At 32.6% G+C, this 22651-nt stretch carries 21 protein-coding genes; 1 reads left to right on the forward strand and 20 read right to left on the reverse strand.

Annotated features, from left to right (window positions below):
• Positions 1-133 precede the first annotated feature (133 nt).
• On the forward strand, positions 134-967 hold the full coding sequence (locus F8153_RS13535; protein ID WP_151866894.1) for an aminotransferase class IV: 834 nt from the start codon (positions 134-136) through the stop codon (positions 965-967).
• A gap of 7 nt (positions 968-974) precedes the next feature.
• Here the strand turns inward: F8153_RS13535 and F8153_RS13540 are convergent, their stop codons facing one another.
• From F8153_RS13540 to F8153_RS13635, 20 genes are all read right to left on the reverse strand, one after another.
• Complete coding sequence (locus tag F8153_RS13540) at positions 975-1214, reverse strand: hypothetical protein (protein ID WP_151866895.1); 240 nt, start codon at positions 1212-1214, stop codon at positions 975-977.
• A gap of 126 nt (positions 1215-1340) precedes the next feature.
• Positions 1341-1622, reverse strand: a complete 282-nt coding sequence (locus tag F8153_RS13545) for a hypothetical protein (RefSeq protein ID WP_151866896.1) — start codon at positions 1620-1622, stop codon at positions 1341-1343.
• Between the two features lie 94 nt (positions 1623-1716).
• Positions 1717-2577 (reverse strand): glucose-1-phosphate thymidylyltransferase RfbA, encoded by an 861-nt coding sequence (gene rfbA / locus F8153_RS13550; protein WP_151866897.1) that lies wholly within the window; start codon positions 2575-2577, stop codon positions 1717-1719.
• 4 nt (positions 2578-2581) lie between these two features.
• Positions 2582-3664 (reverse strand): dTDP-glucose 4,6-dehydratase, encoded by a 1083-nt coding sequence (rfbB, locus tag F8153_RS13555; protein WP_151866898.1) that lies wholly within the window; start codon positions 3662-3664, stop codon positions 2582-2584.
• A 24-nt stretch (positions 3665-3688) separates the two neighbouring features.
• A complete protein-coding gene (rfbC, locus tag F8153_RS13560; protein ID WP_151866899.1) occupies positions 3689-4252 on the reverse strand; it encodes a dTDP-4-dehydrorhamnose 3,5-epimerase in 564 nt (187 codons plus the stop codon).
• Between the two features lie 11 nt (positions 4253-4263).
• A complete protein-coding gene (gene rfbD, locus F8153_RS13565; protein WP_151866900.1) occupies positions 4264-5151 on the reverse strand; it encodes a dTDP-4-dehydrorhamnose reductase in 888 nt (295 codons plus the stop codon).
• An 18-nt stretch (positions 5152-5169) separates the two neighbouring features.
• Positions 5170-6183, reverse strand: a complete 1014-nt coding sequence (locus tag F8153_RS13570) for a TylF/MycF/NovP-related O-methyltransferase (protein WP_151866901.1) — start codon at positions 6181-6183, stop codon at positions 5170-5172.
• Between the two features lie 12 nt (positions 6184-6195).
• Positions 6196-7287 (reverse strand): FkbM family methyltransferase, encoded by a 1092-nt coding sequence (locus tag F8153_RS13575; protein WP_151866902.1) that lies wholly within the window; start codon positions 7285-7287, stop codon positions 6196-6198.
• A 2-nt stretch (positions 7288-7289) separates the two neighbouring features.
• The gene (locus F8153_RS13580; protein WP_151866903.1) at positions 7290-8579 is read right to left on the reverse strand and encodes an ATP-grasp domain-containing protein; all 1290 of its coding nucleotides are present in this window, start codon (positions 8577-8579) and stop codon (positions 7290-7292) included.
• A 62-nt stretch (positions 8580-8641) separates the two neighbouring features.
• Positions 8642-9601, reverse strand: a complete 960-nt coding sequence (locus F8153_RS13585; protein ID WP_151866904.1) for a hypothetical protein — start codon at positions 9599-9601, stop codon at positions 8642-8644.
• Positions 9598-10305: a WbqC family protein gene (locus F8153_RS13590; protein WP_243136987.1), complete on the reverse strand. Its 708-nt coding sequence runs from the start codon at positions 10303-10305 to the stop codon at positions 9598-9600. Before F8153_RS13590 ends, F8153_RS13585 begins: the two co-directional genes overlap by 4 nt.
• The gene (locus tag F8153_RS13595) at positions 10302-11384 is read right to left on the reverse strand and encodes a DegT/DnrJ/EryC1/StrS family aminotransferase (RefSeq protein WP_151866905.1); all 1083 of its coding nucleotides are present in this window, start codon (positions 11382-11384) and stop codon (positions 10302-10304) included. Before F8153_RS13595 ends, F8153_RS13590 begins: the two co-directional genes overlap by 4 nt.
• Before the next feature lie 13 nt (positions 11385-11397).
• Complete coding sequence (locus tag F8153_RS13600; protein ID WP_151866906.1) at positions 11398-14631, reverse strand: glycosyltransferase; 3234 nt, start codon at positions 14629-14631, stop codon at positions 11398-11400.
• A gap of 2 nt (positions 14632-14633) precedes the next feature.
• Entirely contained in the window at positions 14634-18665 is a 4032-nt protein-coding gene (locus F8153_RS13605) for a glycosyltransferase (protein WP_151866907.1), read from the reverse strand.
• Positions 18666-18791: 126 nt separating this feature from the next.
• Entirely contained in the window at positions 18792-19601 is an 810-nt protein-coding gene (locus F8153_RS13610; protein WP_151866939.1) for a flagellin N-terminal helical domain-containing protein, read from the reverse strand.
• Positions 19602-19876: 275 nt separating this feature from the next.
• Positions 19877-20098, reverse strand: coding sequence for a carbon storage regulator CsrA (gene csrA, locus F8153_RS13615; protein WP_151866908.1), 222 nt, complete (start codon positions 20096-20098; stop codon positions 19877-19879).
• Between the two features lie 12 nt (positions 20099-20110).
• Positions 20111-20551, reverse strand: a complete 441-nt coding sequence (gene fliW, locus F8153_RS13620) for a flagellar assembly protein FliW (protein ID WP_151866909.1) — start codon at positions 20549-20551, stop codon at positions 20111-20113.
• A gap of 61 nt (positions 20552-20612) precedes the next feature.
• Positions 20613-21176, reverse strand: coding sequence for a DUF6470 family protein (locus F8153_RS13625; protein WP_151866910.1), 564 nt, complete (start codon positions 21174-21176; stop codon positions 20613-20615).
• A gap of 36 nt (positions 21177-21212) precedes the next feature.
• Entirely contained in the window at positions 21213-22157 is a 945-nt protein-coding gene (gene flgL, locus F8153_RS13630; protein WP_151866911.1) for a flagellar hook-associated protein FlgL, read from the reverse strand.
• An 86-nt stretch (positions 22158-22243) separates the two neighbouring features.
• Positions 22244-22594, reverse strand: coding sequence for a four helix bundle protein (locus tag F8153_RS13635; RefSeq protein WP_151866912.1), 351 nt, complete (start codon positions 22592-22594; stop codon positions 22244-22246).
• Positions 22595-22651 lie beyond the last annotated feature (57 nt).

A 22651-nucleotide genomic window follows, 5' to 3' on the forward strand; every position in this document is an offset into this window, starting at 1 on the left:
TCGTGACACAACTCACCTCTCCTTATTTCTATAAGGGGGTTACCCCCTTACAATCCCCCATTTAATAGGAAAAAAGAGAACTAGTTTCCTATTAAATAAAAAAGTGATAAAATAAGGCTATGGAGGTGTATCTATGTATATAATGTCACAAAAAAAATTTTTCATATCCAACGGCCAATTAAAAAATCTTGAGGACTTTGATGAATCCCTTATTGATATTTATCCATCTGTTTATGAGGTTATTAGAGTGCTATCTGGTGTACCCCTTTTTGTGGAAGAGCATATTGATAGACTACAAAACTCTTTAAGGTTGTTAAATAATCATTATGAGATAAATGCCTGCAAGCTATTAGAAGATATCAATAGATTAATAGAAAACAACGGTTTTCCAGATGAGAATATTAAAATCATTATTAACCAGCTTAATAAATCAAAACCTGATACATACATATTTTTTATTCCTAGCAGCTATCCTAGTCAAAAGGAATATAATTTCGGTGTTGCTACAATTCTTTTTCCAGCTGAAAGACACAACCCAAATGCAAAGGTAGTTGCCAAGGAGCAAAGGGAACTGATAAGTCTAACCCTTAAGGAAAAGGGTGCCTATGAAGCTTTATTAGTTAACAATGAAGGATATATAACTGAAGGAAGTAGGTCAAACGTATTTTTTGTTAAGGATGAAATAGTTTATACTCCACCGGCAGATCAAGTTTTAGAGGGTATAACCCGAAAGAGGGTTATAACCTTATGTAAGGATCTAGGGATAGTGATTATTGAAAAAAGCTTTTCTAGCAATACAGTACACAAAATGGATGCTGTTTTTATGACAGGCACCTCTCCAAAGGTTCTACCAATAACTGTTATTGATGATAGGATATTTGATTCACCTAAGAACCCAATCGTTTTAAAGATTATGAAGGCCTATAATAATTTAATTGATGAATACATTAGAAAAAACCGCCCATAGGCGGTTTTTAGCTTCTCTTTTTTACTACAGATATAACATCATCATTTATAAACTTTACAATTAAGTTTTTTGGTACTCCAGTTGCATTAGAGACCTCAAGGGCGTTGGCACCGGGGTGCTTTTCTAAGAAATCTTTAACCTTTTTATATGGATTTACCTCTTCCTGACCTTCAAGACAGTCCTCGCATATAGTAAAGTATTGACTTTTAAAAAGTCTTCCACATATCGTACAATTAATTAGTTTCATTATAGCCCCCCTAAAGTTCATGGTTAATAATATATTATTATATCTACGTAAGCATGTCTCTTTTTTAGGAGTGGACTTTTTGAAAATAGTCCTAAAGGACTACATCTAAGGCTTTCATCTAATCAGTTAAGAGATAATATATGGCTTTAATATTCTTCTTAATTCTTCCTTCCACTTATTAAAATGTTGGATTATTTCGTTAAAATTAACTGCCTTATCTGATTCTTTAAGAGCCCTTCCTAATACTGCTCTGAGGTCTGTAGATAATCCTTCGATATTATTAGAAGGAAGGTCATTTAACATTGGAGCTATGGCCTCTTCTATGCTGAGTATAGCTTCTGTAATATCCTGTACCATATATTTTGCATCCTCAAACTTTAGCTCATTAATTTGATTTTCTAAATGCATTAACCCTTCTTCTATTGTCTCTATTAACTCTAAGGTTTTTTCTATAACGGTAATGAATTTATCTATTTTATTCAGCTCCCCTCCACATATCCTTTTACTTTAGTCCTTTTAGATATTGACCATATTCTGTCTTTACAAGACCATCGGCCAACAATTCCAATTGCCTCTTATCAATAAATCCATTCCTATAGGCTATTTCTTCGATACAGGCTATATACAGACCTTGTCTTTTTTGTACCGTTTGAACAAAGTTACTAGCCTCCAGAAGGGCATCATGGGTCCCTGTATCTAGCCATGCGAAGCCTCGACCCAAAAGCTGCACCTTTAGTTTTTTATTCATCATATAGTGCTTGTTTAAATCAGTAATCTCTAATTCTCCTCTGTTGGAGGGCTTTAAGCCTTCTGCAATTCTTACTACGTCATTATCATAAAAATATAGTCCAGGAACTGCATAATTAGATTTTGGTGTTGTTGGCTTTTCCTCTATGGATAATACATTACCCCCTTTATCAAACTCTACTACTCCATAGGCATTGGGATTATTAACATAATAGCCAAATATACAGGCTCCCTCTTTTATCTCAACAGCTTCTTTCAGCATAGCAGAGAATCCATATCCATAAAAGACATTATCCCCTAAAATCAGAGCTACTGAATCCGTACTTATAAACTCCTTACCGATTATAAAGGCCTCCGCTATCCCCCTTGGCTCTTCTTGAACTGCATAAGTAAAGCTCATACCCAACTGTTTACCATCACCAAGAAGTTCCCTATATACAGGTAAATCTCGAGGAGTGGATATAATTAATATCTCTTTTATCTCTGCCAGCATTAATACCGATAGAGGATAATAGATCATAGGCTTGTCATAAATCGGTACGATTTGTTTACTAATGGATTTGGTAATAGGATACAACCTTGTCCCACTACCTCCAGCTAAAATTATTCCCTTCAAGTCCTTAGCTCCTTTCCTTATCTAAATACATTTTTTTATAGTAGACTTGGTATTCTCCTGTAGTGATTTCCTCTAGCCATTTACTATTATCGAGATACCATTTTACCGTGTGTACAACCCCTTCTTCAAAGGGTATACTGGTTGACCAACCCAGCTGACTCTGGAGCTTGGTAGAATCAATAGCATATCGTCTATCATGACCCTTTCTATCTGCTACATACTTTATAAGCTCTTGGCTAATAGCATTATATCTACTATCCTCCTTAGGTAACAGCTCTTTTATGGTATTAATGATGGTTTTTACGATTTCGATATTGGTTCTTTCATTTCCTCCACCAACATTATAAACCTCACCTATAATACCTTTGTTGAGGACTAAATCAATGGCTGAGCTGTGATCCTCTACATAAATCCAATCTCTAATATTTTTTCCATCTCCATAAACGGGTAAATCCTTAGCATTAAGACAATTATTAATCATAAGGGGTATTAATTTCTCTGGAAATTGATAGGGTCCATAATTATTAGAGCATCTGGTTATATTAATGGGCATCTTGTAGGTATCATAGTAGGCCTTTACTAGTAGATCAGCAGAAGCCTTACTGGCTGAATAAGGACTTCTTGGATCTAAGGGAGTTTCTTCAGTGAATAATCCTGTTTCTCCCAATGAGCCATATACTTCATCGGTGGAAATCTGCAAAAACTTCTTACCACTAGCCCATTCTTCTCCTATAAGCCAGGCCTTTTTAGCCATATCTAATAATACGAAGGTACCCTCAATATTGGTCTTAACAAACTCCATGGGACTTTCTATACTTCGGTCTACATGAGACTCTGCAGCAAAATTTACAACATAATCAATTGGATATTGATCAAATAGAGATTGAACTAAAGGGATATCGGTAATATCTCCTTTGACGAAGCGATAGTTTTCTTTCTTCTCCACTTCCTTCAAATTCTTTAGGTTTCCTGCATAGGTAAGCTTGTCTAAGTTAATGATGAAGGCATCTTGGTAGTTTTTTAGAACATAGTGAATAAAATTAGAGCCTATAAAACCAGCTCCTCCAGTAACTAAGTAGGTTTTCATAAATTGTCCCCCTATAATAGTAGTTTAGAAGTTATAGCTAAATTCAACAGTGTTAAAAGGCAAGTGACTTTTATCCTTTTCAGATAGAATTACCTCCTTTATTCCTTCCAGTGGCCATTGAATATGAAAGGTTGGATCATTCCATAGATAGCCACCTTCATCCTCTGGATGATATAAGTTTGTACATTTATAAATAAACTCTGCCTCATTTGATAATACTAAAAATCCATGGGCAAAGCCTTCAGGTAAATACATTTGCCTTCGGTTTTCTTCACTTAATATGCATCCAAACCATTGCTTAAAGGTTGGAGAGTTTCTTCTTAAATCTACAGCTACATCAAATACCTCTCCTTTAATAATTCTAACCAGCTTACCCTGAGGATATTGCTTTTGAAAATGAAGGCCCCGTAAAACTCCTTTAGTGGATTTAGATTGGTTGTCCTGTACAAATTTCACATTTAAACCAGCTTCAAGGAATGCCTTTTCATTATAGGTTTCCATAAAGTAACCTCTAGAATCAGCATATATTTTTTGTTGTATTACATATAGACCTTTAATACCTGTTTCATTAAAATGAAAATTAGACATATTCCCAACTCCTAAAGCATCAGTCTATTTTTGATAAAATCATACAAAGCATCCTGCCATTCCCTCATATCATCACCTATAGTACTCCTTAGCATCATATTATCTAAGCAAGAATAGGAGGGCCTTTGGGCCTTTCTTTTATAGTTATCAGAAGTAACAGCCTCTATTTCACAAGGGATTTCTGTATATTCAATTATTTTTTTTGCAAAGTCATACCAGCTACAAATACCTTTACCGGTACAGTGATATAGCCCATATTCATCAGTTAGTGCTAGCTTAAGTATACGTTCAGCTAAGTCACCTGCATAGGTTGGATTCCCCAACTGATCATCAACCACCTGAAGCTTACCCTTGTCCTTAGCAGCGCCTATGATGGTTTTGACGAAGTTGTTTCCCTTTTCCCCATAAAGCCACGAGGTTCTAATAATAAAATATTTGCTGCAAAATTCCCTTACATATTCCTCCCCCAAAAGCTTGGTTTTACCATATACATTTATGGGGTTAGTAGTATCGTATTCTCTATAAGGTACCTTTTCACCGTTAACTAAAACACCTTTACCATCAAATACGTAATCAGTTGAAATATGTATCAGCTTAGCTCCAATGGCTTCAGCGGCTATCGCAAGATTTCTTGGTCCTAAGGAGTTAACTTGAAAGGCCTTCTCGTAATCATCCTCTGCTTGGTCTACCTTTGTGTAAGCTGCGCAGTTGATGATGATATCGGGTTGTATTTTAAGTATGTATTTTAGAACTAAATTTTTGCAAGTGATATCCAACATGCTAGAATCAGTCATAATTAACTCTTCTATTGATTTCTTAAATAAATCATCAAGTTTTAACACCTTTATTAACTCATGTCCTAGTTGACCACTATACCCTACCACTAAAGCTTTTGTCATTACTCTCACCTTTAATATTTATTTTAACTTTATAATTATTGCATGACCGTTAAGATTACATATGATAAGCCTATCATTTAAACACTTTTGTTCATTAATTAATCTTGTTATACCATCACATTCTTTGAATCCATAATCATCAAATAGTAAGATGCCGCCTACTACTAATTTACCCCAGATCCAATCTACAATTTCCTTTGCAGAATTATAAACGTCTACATCTATGTGACAGAACCTAAATTTAAGAGAATTTACCATATATCCCGTATCCTCTGGAAATACACCTTTTAGAACCTTATAATTAGTCAAATTAAATCTCTCTAGAAGATTACTCACCGTCTCTTCAGAGGTATCATTATGTTCACCACCTCTATATAATGTATCTTTATCAGAGGCCTTAACTACTCCTTTGAAGGTATCACATAAATATGTCGTTTCTAGAATACCACACTCTTCTGCTTGCTTACATATTATCGCACCAGTACCGCCCTTCCAAACACCAATCTCTATTAATGCACCCTCTTGTAGTTTGCTCACTTGTTTGACCAGTTCCCAAATTTCAAAACATCTATAAATATCAACTAATGTATTTTCTTTTATTGACTCATACATCCGAGTAAAACAATCATCCTCCCTCCAAGGAGCATAAGTTGCTTTTGGGTAAATATCTTCATAAGGTACCTCTACATTTCCAATTGTGTTACATAATATTCTATCTAGTTTACTACCCGATATAAAATCATCATTTTCTTTTAATCCTAGGCCAATTAGTTGTTTAGCAGCAGTGGAATAATAGCTATCTTCAGTAGTAATAATCACTTTAATCTTATTGATGTTAAAGTTTTTTATATAATTTACTTCACGTACTTTTATTCCTTCTACTAGTTTATTCTGTTTAGACTCTCTATTATCGATTATGCCTAAAATTTTATTTGGAAATTGCCAATGCTGTATAACTTTTTCACCAATAGGGCCAGCACCGAATAAGATGATATTTTTATCAGCAATCCAATCACTTATTAATTTAATCATCAGAGCTCTCCTTTAAATGAAATACATTACTGTTTCAAGTACTCCTTCGGTGTAATGCCTTAAATACACCTTATAATCGGGGTTATAACTCAATACAAGTTTAGGGATTCTCCAGAAGTCCTCTTGCTTATGATATACACATATAGCTAGTTTAGGCTTATACTCTTTAATGACTCTTTGAGCACCTAGTAAGCTTTCGTATTCTGCCCCTTCTACATCCATTTTGATAAAGGTGACTTCACTGGCTATTATTTCATCAAGTGTTATTGCCTGCACCTTAGTATTACCATCTTCAGAAATATAACTAGCTGACCCGTTAACATCAAAATTAATATACTCTTTAGCACAATATGTTGCATTATTATAAAACTTAATATTTTCATAATCTTTTAGTGTTTTTTTTGATGCTTCAAAAAATGGCCTAAAGGGTTCTATATAATATATCTCCTTGTATTGTGGATATCTATTAATAAATGCTTTAGTTGTAAATCCATCGTATCCTCCACAATCAACAAAAACTTCATCTATGCCACTGGGAAGAAAATCTTCAAAATATTGCCCGCCTATATTAAAACAAAAGTCTCTCATTGAATCTATATTCAAGTTGTATTTAAAATCAACAAGCTTCTTTAATGTTGCCCTAGATTCAGGATCTCCTAATATTTCATATAACCAAAAGTAATTGAGTTCATTATTATTAATATCATCTACAGTATTATAAAAATATCTGCTTATACCTAAATGCTGATCATGAAGATACAGGTGTAGATAATTAATAACATTTTTATAACCACTATCTGTTAGCTTATTCATTGCAGTAATTAATTTCCCATCAACTACACAACTAATTATTATCGATTCCTCTTTATCAATATTATTATTAAAAAGTTTATAAATTGGAAATTCTTTATAATGGGCTTTTTCTGTATAGTCGTCTATAATACCTTTAATTTCAATATTTTTCATTTTGGCATAATTTAAAACATTATTGGTATATTCATTTATTCCTAATAAATAAACTGGATAATTATTGTGAATCATACTGATTACATCATTATATTTCTCTAAAACCTTATATCTAGTATCTTCTATTTTTAATGTCATGCTCACCCTCTCCAATCAATAAGACATTCTATGTTGTTTAAGTCAAATGAAGGTATGTCTAAGTTTTCCCTAACATGTTTTCTCTCAACATATGAATTATCTATAAAAATACATGGTTTTTCTTGCGAAAGATACTTATACTTATAATCATTATTAGTAATATGAATGATTTCTTTAAATATGTTTTTATCTATCTTCAACTCCTGTAAAGTCATATAAATATCTTTTTCATGTTTTGTAATAAGTATAATTTCCTTATTATTATTAAGGCATTGGTAAATGAACATAAACATAAACTTATTATACATAGAATTATTAAAAACAAGTGTATCATCAAAATCTATATACACTCTGTCATATTCGATGCCTATTTTATATCTACTTATTAAGGTTCTATCTATTTCAATGCTATAATTGTTAGGCGTTATATCAATTTCCTCATTTGAAAAGTCCAAGACAGCAAGATAAGGGAAATTTACATCTAGATTGCGACTTAGACATGCAGTACCAGCAACTCTAGTAGAGATTTCCAACAATTTAAAATTCCCATTTGTGTCTTTCTTCAACTGAATAAACCAATATCCCCTAAAGCTAAGCTTATCATTAATCTGCCTTACAATATTTAGGAGCTCTTCATCTTTTTCCAATATATGCGATTTTGAACTAATTCCATTAAATGTTTGCTGCCTAATTCTTGGGGAAAAATATCTAAGTTTTGAATTTTTATCAGTAAAACAGTCTATAGTGATTTCATCTCCAGGCAAATATTCACATATAATTAGATCTTTGCTCCTATGCATATAAAAGTTTAATTCTTCAAAATCATGTGCTACATAAGAATTTCTGCCCCCCTGGCCCATGTTAGGCTTAAGAAAAACAGGGTAAGTATCGATGGTATTAATATTATTGTATACTATAGGATTGAAGTCATATCCTTTAAAGGTTTCATATATTAATGCCTTATGTCTACATATTCTAGTAGTTTCAACCTCAGAACATACAACTATTGCATTTAACAACGTTTGATTCTCCATTAAAAATAGGGCTACTGTGTCATGTGTTGGAATTATAAAATTAATTTTATAATACTCTATAATTTGGTTAAATCTTTCAATAAAGCATTCTTCATTAATATTGGGTATATCTCCAATATAATTCTTATATACAAAAGACCCATGATCAGCTACACTTGATCCTCCAAAAAGCTCTATTCTCAAGCAATCTCTTAAAGCAAAGTTTATATCGATTCCAGGCACAGACCCGCATGGAAAGACCAGTACTCTCTTCTTCATATAGCTATCAACCCCTTTGCTGACTCTTAACTCATAGAATTAAATAATCCTAAATAGGAAAACTAAGTATCTAGATACTTTTTTATGTGACTTGCAATTAAACTCATATCTTCTAAATTATACCTTTGATCTATCGGTATAGGTATAAGCCATTTAGCTAATTGATACTCAAAGGAATTCTTTAATGCTCTATTCAGTACTTCCTTCCAATAGGTAGCTACATATATTCTATTTTCTAATAGATTATCCCTTAAGCCTTCTTTATCGATTAATAGGGGATAACATAATGGTCCATGAATTTGGTGTTTTTCTATATGTAACTTATTTATTTTATAGAAAATATCATGCAAATAACTAAAATTGTTGTCTCTGGTTGTAATTACATTACTATAATCGATGCTGGAAAGTATTGATTGAGTTAAATTAGACATATGTTTTATAGGTTCATTTATAAATAGGCCTTCATTTACTGTATAGTCTTTGTAACTGCTCTCTGCCGATAAATCAATTCGCTTTAATAAATGAGTATATCTTTGATATGATATATCTTTGATAATCGGTAGTAATAAGTCTGAATCTACATACAAATATCCTCCATCTGCAACACCGAAAAATTTTCTTGCCGAATAAAAGGTATCAATCCCTTCTATTGGTTTACTGAAGAAAGCCTGAGTATTATCAATAATTAAGTTATTGTACTTTAATCCTAGTTCATAAATGTGATTTTGAAACAAACCATAATAGTTGATATATAGAATTGCATCATTATTTTCAAGTTTATAATTGTTTAATACTGGGAAAAATCCGTTGTCTAGATAATAAAACTTATAATCAATACCATTTCTTTCTATTACATCGATAACTGCATTACATACATAAACAGGTATATATATTCTTTTGTAATTTCTCACCCTTAATATATATTCCAAGCAGGATCTACCACTGTTAAGTCTCAAGGCATTATAATGATATTCTGGTTTCTTACCTAGCTCTAGCTCAAAAAAACCACCTATCTCTTTCATTTTATCAACTCATATTCACATAAATATTTTTTAATCTGCTCTTTTGAATTAAACATAAAAACATCAATTATCGATAAGTTATTTATAAATGGATTGTTAAATTGCTTGTACTCTATATTTTTACATTGTATAAAATGTAAATTTATGCCTTCTCTATTAAAGGGTTGATGTGAATAAATGTTTTTTCCTCCGATAGCGTTAATATAGGTGTTTGATTTCAGGTTTTTGTTTATAAATATAATTCTATCCTCACCCTTTAAGTTTTCACCTATCATTAAATTTGAAGATACTAATATTTCAGTATTTATCTCTAAACAATTGCATATTGCTTTAATGCTATTGATAATAAATTTTGAGAGATTGTTCTCTTTATAACTTACTATGTTTTCTATTAAACCTATCGAATCAGTAAAGTAGGGTGCGTTTTTATAAGAAAAATAAATAGACTTAATGAATTTGTCTTTCTCATATTCAATATTTTCAATAAAATATCGTTCATTAATATTAGCTTTATAACTATCTTTCTTTATGTTAAAGATAAACATTCTATCGGTACCATTAATTAATAATCTATTTCTATTGATCCATCCACCTTTAATGAATTGAACATCATCATAGATTAAAAAGGTATCTACAGCATTAATTAGTTGAAAATATCCTATATAAGGAAATAGATATGGTTGCATTATTGCAAGCTTAGTCACTTAACACACATCCTTATTGTATTAACAATCATTTCTTGGTCCTTTACATCTATAGACTCGTATAGAGGCAAACAAAGAATTCTCTTAGCGATTTCATTTGAATTTACCATTAAATCATCTGTATTTATATAACTAAGGGTATCTAAAGAAGGATAAAAATATCTTCTTGGATAAATATCTTTATTATTCAGCTCTTTAACTACTTTAAGCAAACAATCCTCACTTTTTAAAAGAATTGGATAGTAAGCATAGTTTTTACTGCAGTTTTTATTATAATGTAATAGGTTTACACCTTCTAAGCCCCTAAGGTAACCGTCGTATATCTCATTAACCTTCATTCTTTTTTCAAGTATATCACTCATGTCTTCCAATATACACAACCCCATAGCTGCCTGTAGCTCATTCATCTTTGCATTAATTCCAATATCAACTATTTCACCTGGACCTACTATTCCAAAGTTTATTAGTTTTCGAGCCCTATCATAGATTTCATCATCATTAATGATTAGTGCTCCGCCTTCTATAGTATGAAATATTTTGGTTGCATGGAAGCTCAATATCGATATGTCTCCATGCTTTAGAATACTCTCTCCCTTATAGTTTACATTAAATGCATGGGCGGCATCATAAATAACTTTTATGTTATGCTTCTTTGCAATGGATTTTATTTCTTCTACTTCACATCCATTTCCAAAAACATGAACTGGTAATATTGCAGAGGTATTAGGTGTAATATTTTTTTCAATTAGGTTAGGATTAATACACAAGCTCCTTTTATCTATATCTGCAAAGATAGGCTTTAAGCCCTCCCAAACTAGGCTACTGGTTGTTGCCACAAAAGAAAAAGGCGTTGTAATTACTTCTTTTTCTAAGTTCAATAACTTATATGCTACTTGCAGAGCCAATGTCCCATTAGATACTAACACAAGATTTTTAACACCTAAATATTCCTCTAACTTCTGCTCTAGTGCTTTAACCATTTGACCATTGTTAGTTATCCAACCAGAATCAAATATTTTATCAATGTATTTTTTATATCTTTCTCTACTTGGCAGATAGGTTCTCGTAACATTAATCATCCTCAACCATCCTTCACATTTTAGTTGCTAATATTAAGTCTTCTCTTGGATTTACTCCATACTCAATACAAGTTTCATCATTGAATATCTCGTCATTACTGATAATATTTAGCTGAAAGCCTGCCCTTTTTAATCTATCAAAGAAATCTAGTCCATAGATCCGAACATGGTCTTCTTGTCCAAAATATTTTAGTCTATCTTCACTTTTGGTGATTTTCTCATCTTCAAATGAGTCTTTTAAAAGAGGAGAATATGGGGTTTGAAGGATTGCTATTCCCCCTTTTTTAAGCACTCTATAAAGCTCCTTCATTGCTGCTAAATCATCTATAATATGCTCTAACACATGGTTACATATAATTACATCAAAGGTCTCATCCTCAAACTGTATACTGGTTATATCTATTCTTATAATATCAGCTTTATTTGGAAACAAATCTCCTTGAATATAGTTATTAGGATTATGTTTCTTAACCAATTCTTTAATTTTATCTTCAGGTGCAATGTGTAGTATGTTACGATTATAGATTTTTTCCCAAATTTTCAGCTCATTGAAATACATAACTAAGTGTCGTTCTCTATCATGTCCACCACAAATGGGGCATGAAAAGTTTTCAACATCACTGCCAATTATGTTATATTTTGCCAAGCTTTCTGAAACATGTAATCTATAAGGTACGAACTTTTCCACATCATTTGAACAGATAACACATTTATGAGGATATTGTTTGTCTTCAATTATCTTATTAATAGCATCGGAAAAAGCTAGATTTAGTCTTTCCCTAATATGACTTTTAATATATTTAAACTTCAACTCATTTAGCTGCCCACTAAAGCATTTAAACCACTTAGATAACAGATTAATATATTCCATATTTGTATTTATGATATTCATCTTGTAACAGGCATCTATTATCTCCTTCCAGTTACAAATACCAATTAAGTAAATTTCATTTTTCTTAGAATTTTGACTATTATGCTCTCTAAAATAGCTCAAGCTCTCAGAAATATAGACAGCGTTGCCTTTTTTTAATAGTGCAATCCATGTTGATAAGTCACTTATATTTAAGTACAAATGACCATTAATAAAGCCGAACCCTTCATCTAATAAGGTTCTCTTAAACAATACTGTTGAAGGTTCACCAATGAAATTTGTTAAATTTTCCAAGCAAAATAAGCTCAACTGATGACCATCAATGATAGTATCTTTATCAAAGAGCCTTTGAGTAGCGCCATTATCTGGTAAGAATTTACCTTCCTCATCAATTAATTGTCTATGGGATGTGACTAAACTAATATCTCTACGTGTTGTAAAGAACTTCATCATTTTTTCTATTTTAGTGATATGAAAAACATCGTCATGAAACAAAAAGTTTATATACTCACCCTTACATTCAGCCATAAGCCTAATTACGTTAGAAAGACCATAATCCATCTCTTCCCTTTGGTTTCTAAAATATGTTATGTTTGAGTATTGGCTCAAATAGGGTTTAATGAACTCTTCAACTACATTGGTAGTACTATCATCCCCTATGATGATCTCTATATTAGAGTAGGTTTGATTGATTGCGCTTTCTAATGCTTCCTTGAGGTATTTTGTTTGATTATATGCCGGTATAAGTATACTTACTAAAGGTAAATCCTTTCTGCTTATACCTTCAGAATTACTAGTTCGTTTTAACTCTTCGTTAAGCTGCTTGTATATATCTTGTAATTGATTATATTCGTTTTTATAACCATCCTTCTCATCTGGTTGATATTCTCTCATTACACTTTCGCTGTATAGTTGAGAATTCCTTAAAGCTTTGAGATATTCTTCATTCTTTTGTAAAAATCCCTTTTGATTAGCTGTTAATACTTCATGAATATAATCTACAGCACCCAACAGTTTCATCTTTGTTGAGCCTAGCTGTTGGTTATCGTGAATTCTAAAATAGCTAAGTATCTCTGCAATAAAAATTGCTTTACCTTGACTTAATAGATTGAACCAAGAGGCTTGATCTACGTTACACTCATATTTTCGATCGTTAAATACCCCAAAGGGCTCTATTAGCATGCTTTTTCTAAACAAAACCGTTGTTGGCTCACCAATACAATTATAATTATTAGCTATAACAAAGTCAGCCAGCTCAGTTCCATGAATGATTGTATCTGTTTTGAATACTGAATCTGTGTCTCCAAAAAGTCCTTTATTATTACCCTTCTCATCAATGATTCCACGGTGGGAGGTAATTAGGGCTATTTCTCTATCAATATCATTTATAAAATAGCTCATCATTTTTTCTATTTTAGTTAGTTCAAATAAATCATCATCCATCAAAAAGTTTACATATTCACCCTTACACATGTCCATTAACTTTAAATCATTATCAAATTGCCCTAAGTTCCTTTCGTTATGATAGTATGTAATATTGGGATATTTATTAAGGTAATGCTTCTTAACTAATTCTTCTGTTTCGTTATTGGTACTATCATCGCCTATAATAACTTCTATGTTTTTATAGGTCTGATTTATAGCGCTATCTAGTGCTATTTTAAAATAGTCTGGTCTATTATAGGTAGGTATCAAAATACTTACTAATGGATACATATCCCTGTAATAAGTGTTAATGAAAGATTTCCTATACTCTTCAAATCTATTATCTACATTTTCAGCTCCACAATCATGTATGCACCAAGGTATTGATATATTTGGAATTACAGCCTTATAGCCAGCCCTCTTAAATTCAATACTTTGGGCTGCATCATAAAACCACAAATCATTAAATACATCATTCCTCCAAGGGATGTCATATTGTGTGATCATAATAAAGCCCTCTAAAATATCCACTTCATTATATAGGCCTTCAATGTCGTTATATACAATCTCCTTCATGAATCCACTGTGGTTTTTAAAAACCTTACCATACTTATGTTTTGAGTCCTTCCATATGCCGCTGGTTGGTATAGCCTTTGCACCTACCATACCAATCATCCCGATATTGCTATCGCTATTAAAAAGATTTATACAGTCTTCAATAAAGCCTTTGTTAATAATAAATACATCCTGATGTAGATATACCTTGTATTTTGCATCGCTAGCAGCCATTGCTTCATTATAAGCCATAGCTATGGATTTAGGATTGTCAATGGAAATACATTCTACTTCAAGGTTTTCTGGAATCTTCAGTTGACTAATATAATACAGGGATTCTTGATAGACATCTTGATCGGTTACGCAGGTGATAAAGGAAAATTTATTTTTATTCATGACTATGCCTCCATTATTTCTTGTTTCAAGCTAAGGAGTTCCCCCTCAAGGGGCTCTGCATTGTTGAGAAACTGTAGTGCTGTTTCTTTATCACCTAATTCATATACTATTAGAGATATATTGTAAACTGTATCTGCATATTGAGGGTTCATTGTATAAGCATATTCTAGTATGGATAAAGCCTCTTGAATTTTGTTATTGGAGTAATACAAGCTGGCTACTAGGTTTAGAATTAAATCTTTATTTGTGGCTTTCATATCTACCCATCTAATGATTTTGTCTTTACCTTCTGAAGATTGCCTATTTAGGTAGTTCCAAAGGCTTTCAAGATCTTCTTCAGAGTTGAAGCTGTTTTCTATTCTTCTTAAGATATAACCAAGCTGGGTATCATTTAATTCATCCAATAGATTATTCCTTTCCATAGATAACAGTTCCCTTTGATTGATTCTTTTTATAGAGATTGAATTTTCTTTACTTGCCATAGGGGTATCAGTATCCTTCCTGTAAAATGCTAGTAAGGTATCACCTTGCAACTCCTCTACTGAGTCAAAGGATATTCTATGCTTATCTAACTCTTCCATTGTCATATCCTTAACTTTATCAGTAAGCTTCAATATCACCATTCCATTCGGTTTTACATATTTAAAAAGATAATTAAGATTTTCGATTAGTTTATTTGACTTACAGCTAGTAGATGCATTTATGATTACATCAAAGAAATTTCTTTCAAAGGTCTCAATACTTTTAAAGCCTCCTACTTTTATATCGGCATAATGTTGGTAGTTCAATAATAATTTTGGATTTTTTTCAATGCCAAATAGGTCCACGTTAGGAAATTCGTTCTTTATATCCAACAAGGTTCCCCCACCAGCGCATTCTAACTCTAGAATATTATTAAAGCTTATTTGTTGAGATTTTAAATATTGAGTAATCGCTTTGTTTATTGTGATAATACTGTAGGGATCAAAACCCCATTTTTCCTGAAACTTTCCTCTATTTTTTATAAGTACATCATTAAACTTATTTGACTCCTTAGAAAAGGACATACTACCAAAATGATAAATAAAGGTATCCTTACATAGAAGTAACCTATACCCTTCCTGTCGTATTCTTAATGAATAATCATCATCTTCAAAATTTCCTGGAGTAAACCTTTCGTCTAACAAACCGATCTTTTGTATTACGTCACCCCTTATAAGCATACAAAAACCAACCAGCCGTAACCTTTCCTCCCATAGAGCTGCATTACTATGGTTATGGGCAGTAGCAAAGGCTAATATATCATCAAAATTGTCATAGGGTAGAGAAATAGCCTGATAATTGGAGCATGAGTTGGTGATAGCACCTACTGCACCAATAGAGTCCTTACTATACAAAGCAGTTTGCAGGTTTTCTAACCAATTGGGCATAACAATGGTGTCATTATTTAATAATAAAATGTCGTTTCCTACATCAGCCATTTTTATTCCTTGATTACATCCCTTTGGAAACCCTTCATTCACTGAGTTAGAGATTAATTCAATATCCCTTTGCTCCTTAAGCCACTCTAAAGTTCCATCGGTAGATGCATTATCAACTACAATCAACTGATAGGATTCAGGTTTTGTATAGTTTCTTATGCTATTAATGCAAAGCTTGTTGTATTCTAAATTATTATAGGTTAAAAGAATTATACTTGTTTTTCTGTTGCTATCAGTAGGGCTGTCATCAGAAGAAATCGATGATGATGATAATTCCTCCTTAAGCTTTGTCAGATTGTGAGATTCACTTAATTGTGTAATGATCTCATGAAGCTGTTCTTTTACATTAGGGTCCTTTGATACATCCGCTGCATATTTATACAAATTTATTGCCTCATCTAGGTTGTCTTGAATTTGGCATAGATAAGCAGCATTGCATAGAAGATCAAAGTCTCTAGGTGCTCGTGCTAACCCTTTCTTTAAGTACATCTCAGCTGCTGATAAATCTTCATTAATAATAGCAATGCTAGATTCTATAGCATAAATATCTATATCCTCTTTCACGATTGATTGGTATTCCTTAAGGGTGCTGCTGGCATCATTAGTTTTCCCATCACTAATTAATGACCGGATACTGTCTTTCACCTTACTTTTATATTCTTTAAACTCACTATTTTCCGCTGTTTTATTTTCCATTTCATTAAGGAGATGTTTAACTCCCTTTTGCATAACAGGATATATACCAAGGGCCTTTCTTAAATAACCAACATATTTCAACTCATCTATTTCTCTTCCCTCAAGGGCCTTAAGCATATAGATTATAAAAGCATCCTCTTCATTTTTAACCATAGATATTAATTCATCATTAATGATCTCTTGATTATAAATTTGTTTTATCAGAGTGATACTATCATTTATATACCTGATGAATATTAGGTTATATTCGTCATTCTTTAGCTCTTTAAATAACAGTATAAATTTAGCAATATTCTTAGTGATCTTGCATTTTAATAAGTTAAACTGAGGATAAACCTTTTTTAAATATTCTATGGCTTCATATGCATAGGACTTATTATGGGAAAATAATAAATACCTAAAATAATTTTCGATTTTGTATTCTTGAAGATTAACCAAATTATCAAATATGGGAAGCTGTTTTTTTATAAGATAAAAGATACAATCCCCATAATAGTCAGGAAGATTATTGAAATCTAAGCTGTAAACCTGTTCTACATATTTGACAGCTAACTCAGTATCATTTAATAGGCTTATACGAACTAGATTGAGTAAAGAATAGCTATCTTCATTTTCAGAAAAAACGTCATAGATTACCCTTTTCTTTTCTATGCTATAGTCCTTTAATAGCACTTCTAGGTTGGTTATAAAATCATCCTTCAACTTAACATAATCAACTAAAATGTAGGTATTATAATAGTTTAATAATTCCTGAATACTATCAGTTTGTAAATGGGCTTTTACTAAATAGGGTATAGTACTTCTTAAGTGGTTTTCTTCCTTAATCTTCAATGAATATTCTATTACCTTATCGTACCTCTTCTCAGTATTAAAGATCCTACACATGTTTGCAATTACATTATCCTTGGAGTCTAACGAATATACCGAAAAGGTTATATCGGATAGAGTACCCTCATTTCCCTTTTCTAATAGCCTTAAATAAATTTCGTAATTCTTTATTGCCTCTTGATTTTTTAGTAGTTTTTCCTTTGCATAGCCTAAAAGACAATAAAGATCTACTAATCCCTCCTTTATTGTCAAGCCCTCTTCACATATTTCCTCTAATTTATTATAGTCCTCTGTATAGTAATACCCTTGTGCCAACTGGGTATAAACGTACATGTATTTACTTAAGTTTAACTGTTTTTCTTTAGCCATTTTATAGGTTTTATAAGCCAACTCTAGGGCTGTTAGATAATCCTTACGCATTCCATAGGATTGAGATAACTGGAATAATGTATAGATGTCTTCGGGGTCCTTTTCTAGGGCTAGCTTTAGTAACTGTGTGTTTCTTACAAACTTTCGTTCCATTAACTCCTCATCATCGGAAACATAGCCGTAGTGTAATAGCACTGCATCAATAGTGCACACAGGAGGCTTTATTTTAGGTTGTTCATGGATAATTCCCCTATAACAGAAACCATTATAGTTTTTGAATAATCTACAAATAGAAGAAATACTCCCCCTTGAATCATCAGTGTAGGAGTAGCTTTTAACTTTAACCATAGCCACATTGCATTTTTTGTAGGCATTAGAGTTAAAAAAATCGATAATGGGCCAGCTATCCTCTAGTACTTCATCACCATCCAAAACCAAAAGCCATTGGCCCTTAGCATAGCCTATGGTAATGTTTCGCATGGCTCCAAAATCATCCTTCCATGGATGATAATAGACTTTATTTGTATATTTTTTTGCTATATCCACTGTGTCATCTTCAGACCCCGTATCAACGATTATAAGCTCTGATGATATGGCACTTCTAAGCTTTTCTAAGCTACTTAAACATTTATCTAGATATTTTGACTCATTTTTAACCATCATTACAATACTGAGTAGCATTTATGACCCTCCCTTAATTTATAAAAGATGCTATTTACATATAAATTAAAACAATTTATATCTAAATAACATCTTTTCAGTTTTTAAAAAAGGGGTAGAATTCTACCCCTTTCTTAGTTCTTTCTATTACCTTAATAACTGAAGTACTCCTTGAGGAGCTTGATTTGCTTGTGCTAGCATAGCAGTTGCTGCTTGCTGTAGGATGTTGGTTCTTGTAAAGTTCATCATTTCCTTAGCCATATCAGTGTCTCTGATTCTGGACTCTGATGCTTGTAGGTTCTCAGCAGCTACGTCTACGTTCTTAATTGTGTGTTCTAATCTGTTTTGAACTGCTCCAAGATTTGCTCTGGAAGTAGCAACACTTTCGATTGCAGTGTCTATTGTTCCGATAGCGGTAGATGCATTAGCCATATTCGCTATGTCAACTCCATTAACACCTAAGCCAGTTGCTGTTGCGTTCATTGTTGTTACTGTAACTACTTGTGCTTGGTTTGCACCAGTTTGGAAGGTTACTGTATTTGCTGCATTTAATAGGTTAATTTTGTTGAATTGTGTATTGTCACCGATAGCTGTTAATTCGTTCTTTAACTGTGTAACTTCTGCATTTGCCATAGTTCTGTCAGCATCTTGGTAGGTTCCGTTGGCAGACTGAACAGCTAGCTCTCTCATACGCTGAAGAATAGCATGGGTTTCATTTAATGCACCCTCAGCTGTTTGAATTAAAGAGATACCATCTTGAGCATTTCTTGATGCTTGGTTTAAACCACGGATTTGTCCTCTCATTTTTTCTGAGATTGCAAGACCTGCTGCATCGTCAGCTGCTCTGTTGATTCTTAAACCAGAAGATAACTTTTCTACTGCCTTACCTTGCTCTGATCCTGTGATCTTTAATGATCTGTGAGAGTTGATTGCTAACATATTGTTGTTAATTACCATGTTACTCATTTGAATTCCTCCTTGAATTTTATTTACCCGACATCCTTGTCTGGGCTAAAAGATTTTAATATAGGCTGCATCTCTAATCTACTGCCGGCGTTGTAGAAAATTGATGATTTTTGCCTTATACCATATTTATCGGATGATAATCTTTATACTTTATAGTAAAAAACATAATTTTTTTAATAAAAATTATGTTTTTTATAGGGAATATTGTTATAAGGAATAAGTAATAGGTTATAGGTAAATAAAAGATAAAAGTAAAGCTGCTCAAATTACTTTTTAAAGAGTCCCTTTAATTGATCTAGATTTTGAGGCTTACTGGCAGCCTTATTCTCCTCTTCAATCGTTAAGTATACCTCTTTTCTATAGATTTCAATATTTTTCGGAGCGGAGATACCTACTTTTACTTTACCTTCTTCAATACCAAGAATTTTTATTTCTATGTCTTTACCTAAAACAATGCTTTCATCAGTTTTTCTTGTTAGTACTAACACGACCTCTCCCTCCTATCCCATTTTCATTTCATCTAAAATTAGATGCTTAATATGGTATCGATTATCTTCTAAAACCACTTGCTTCCCTTTTTTATTTTTAGAATTAATAATAATAGGGGCAGCTAGGTTTGCTGTCATCTTATTAATATCCTCTGGGATTACCACGATTACGTAGGTAGCCACATCCTCAGGAGTTTCTATTTCTAGCCCTTCAACTATTGAGCTAGGAATTTCAAAATCATAATTTTTCTTAAAAACAAAAGGATTTATAATTACGAAGGATATTTCGGTATTATCAACTGATTGAAGCCAACAAAAGGGTACATCCTCCTGGGGGTTATCTACTATTATAAACTGAGTTAAGTCTTCAAACCCTGGTATGCCGTTTTCAAACTGAATGATGCTTTCTTCATTTACTTGAATTTCACCTAAGCTTTTAGTGTTTAATATCATTTATAAGCACCCCTTTTTATATTAAATAGTTCATTTTATTACAATATAATGGTGGGAGAAATTATCCACCTAGTACATTAACATTTTCACCAACAAAGTCAATTTTTAAATAGTTCTTCTGTTTTAAATAAATGTTTATATCTCCTCGATAATACTTAATATCTGGTGTAATTTTGCCCATATTAAGGTCGATGTATCCTCTTTCTACATATCCAGACACTTCACCTTGTATGACTTCAATTTCTGGTCTACTTTTTGGAATCATATCAAAGTTGAAGGATTTTTCCTTGGCAGCATATCTAGCCTTTGCCTGACGGGCTATGGCCATGCCATTATGGATATCTGCCATTTCCTTTCCTTCTCCAGCAATCCTTGCTGTTGCCTGTAGGGCAGCTACTCTGCCTTTATTGGCAAGTTCTCTGGACATTTCCATAGTACTTTTAAGACCAGCTTCGGCAAAGCACCGACTCTGGTCTATTAATAATACTGCTTCCTCTGATTGTATATGTAGCTTTGAATCCTTAGTGCTTAATTTCATTGGCCATTGGTTTTGTTGTATAGAAAACTCACCAAAGTTCGAGTTTATACCAATTAAAGCACTTTGAGATTGAATTCTAATCTGCATAATTAATCACCCTACCTATAAAGGTATTAGTCCTTCTTATCTTAAGAAATCCAGTAAACTGGGTTGTATAATTCTTGCACCTACTGATAAAGATGATCTATAGACATTCTCTTCATTTAGAAGTTGCATGATAACCTCGCTCATGTCTGCATCCTCTATTTGAGATTGAAGGCTTTTGAAGTTTACATTGGTATCTGCAATTCTACTACTAACCAACTCCATTCGATTAACCTTTGCTCCTATTTCAGACCTAGCCGTCAGGTTTATATCGATATATTCATCGATCACATCTAAGGACCCAGTTAATTGTCCAAAATCCTCAGCATTTAGATGTCCAATAATGTCATCAATCTGTGTTATTAAATCTGCCTGTCCGCCAGCAGCTACTATTCTGTCCCCTCCCAATGGGAGATTATGAAATATTTCAAAGCCTAAGGTGTTAATCTCTATGGTCTCAGCCACACCTATTTCGAATTTTATTTTATCATCAACTGTTGCTGGGTCATACATATCTCTTAAATTTATGAGGTAATTACCATTATTGTCCAATAACTTTTCGTCTGTTTTCTTACCTGAAAAGACATACTTTCCAGCATAAGTAGTATTACCTAAGCTTATTATTTGTGACTTTATTTCTTCAACTTCACCCTTTATTTTTACCAAATCATCCCCGGTAAGAACACCATTGGCGGCTTGACCAACCAGTTCTCTTAATCTGGTTAGAGCATTACCCACATCCTTAACTGCCAATTCAGTTGTCTCTAGAAAAGACGTTGCATCATCAACATTCTTTTTAAACTGTTCAAGCTCACTAAGATCTGCTTTTATCTTCATACTTCTAGAGATAGCTACAGGATCATCTGAGGGTGCATGGATCCTTTTTCCAGTTGAAACCTGCATTTGTCTCTTATCTAAGCCCAGCATGTTTTTATTCATATTTCGTAGCATATTTGAAATCATCATGTTGTTGGTAACTCGCAAAGTCGGTTCCCTCCTCTTTTAGTGAAAAGTTAAAAATGAAAAGTTAAAAATTAAATTCTTATACCATTATAAAAATGTATATAAAATCACAAGCTTAATTTGCTATTCTTAACTGCTTTTGCTAATAATTTTATTAAATCAGTACACTCCTTCAACAAGTCATTCAACTCATTAATATATTCACTATTGGTTTCTAGTAACAATCTTAACCAGTATCGTGTCTCAGCTGCTTCCTTTAAGGATATTGAAAGCTTAGAAATAAAATCTTTTTTACTCTGAGCATATTGTGCTTCTTCAATATTAGCACCGATACTTGTTCCAGACTTCAATAACTGATGTGATACTACATATTCTTTGTCTTGGTATAATCTTTTACATAGCTTTACTATTTTTATTGAAAACTCAAATGACTTATCACTGATAATATTTTTGCTCATTGTAGCTCACCCATTTTTCATTTTTCACTTTTCATTTTTCACTAGATAAATTTATGC

Source organism: Alkaliphilus serpentinus, assembly GCF_009017255.1.
Lineage (GTDB): Bacteria > Bacillota > Clostridia > Peptostreptococcales > Natronincolaceae > Alkaliphilus_D > Alkaliphilus_D serpentinus.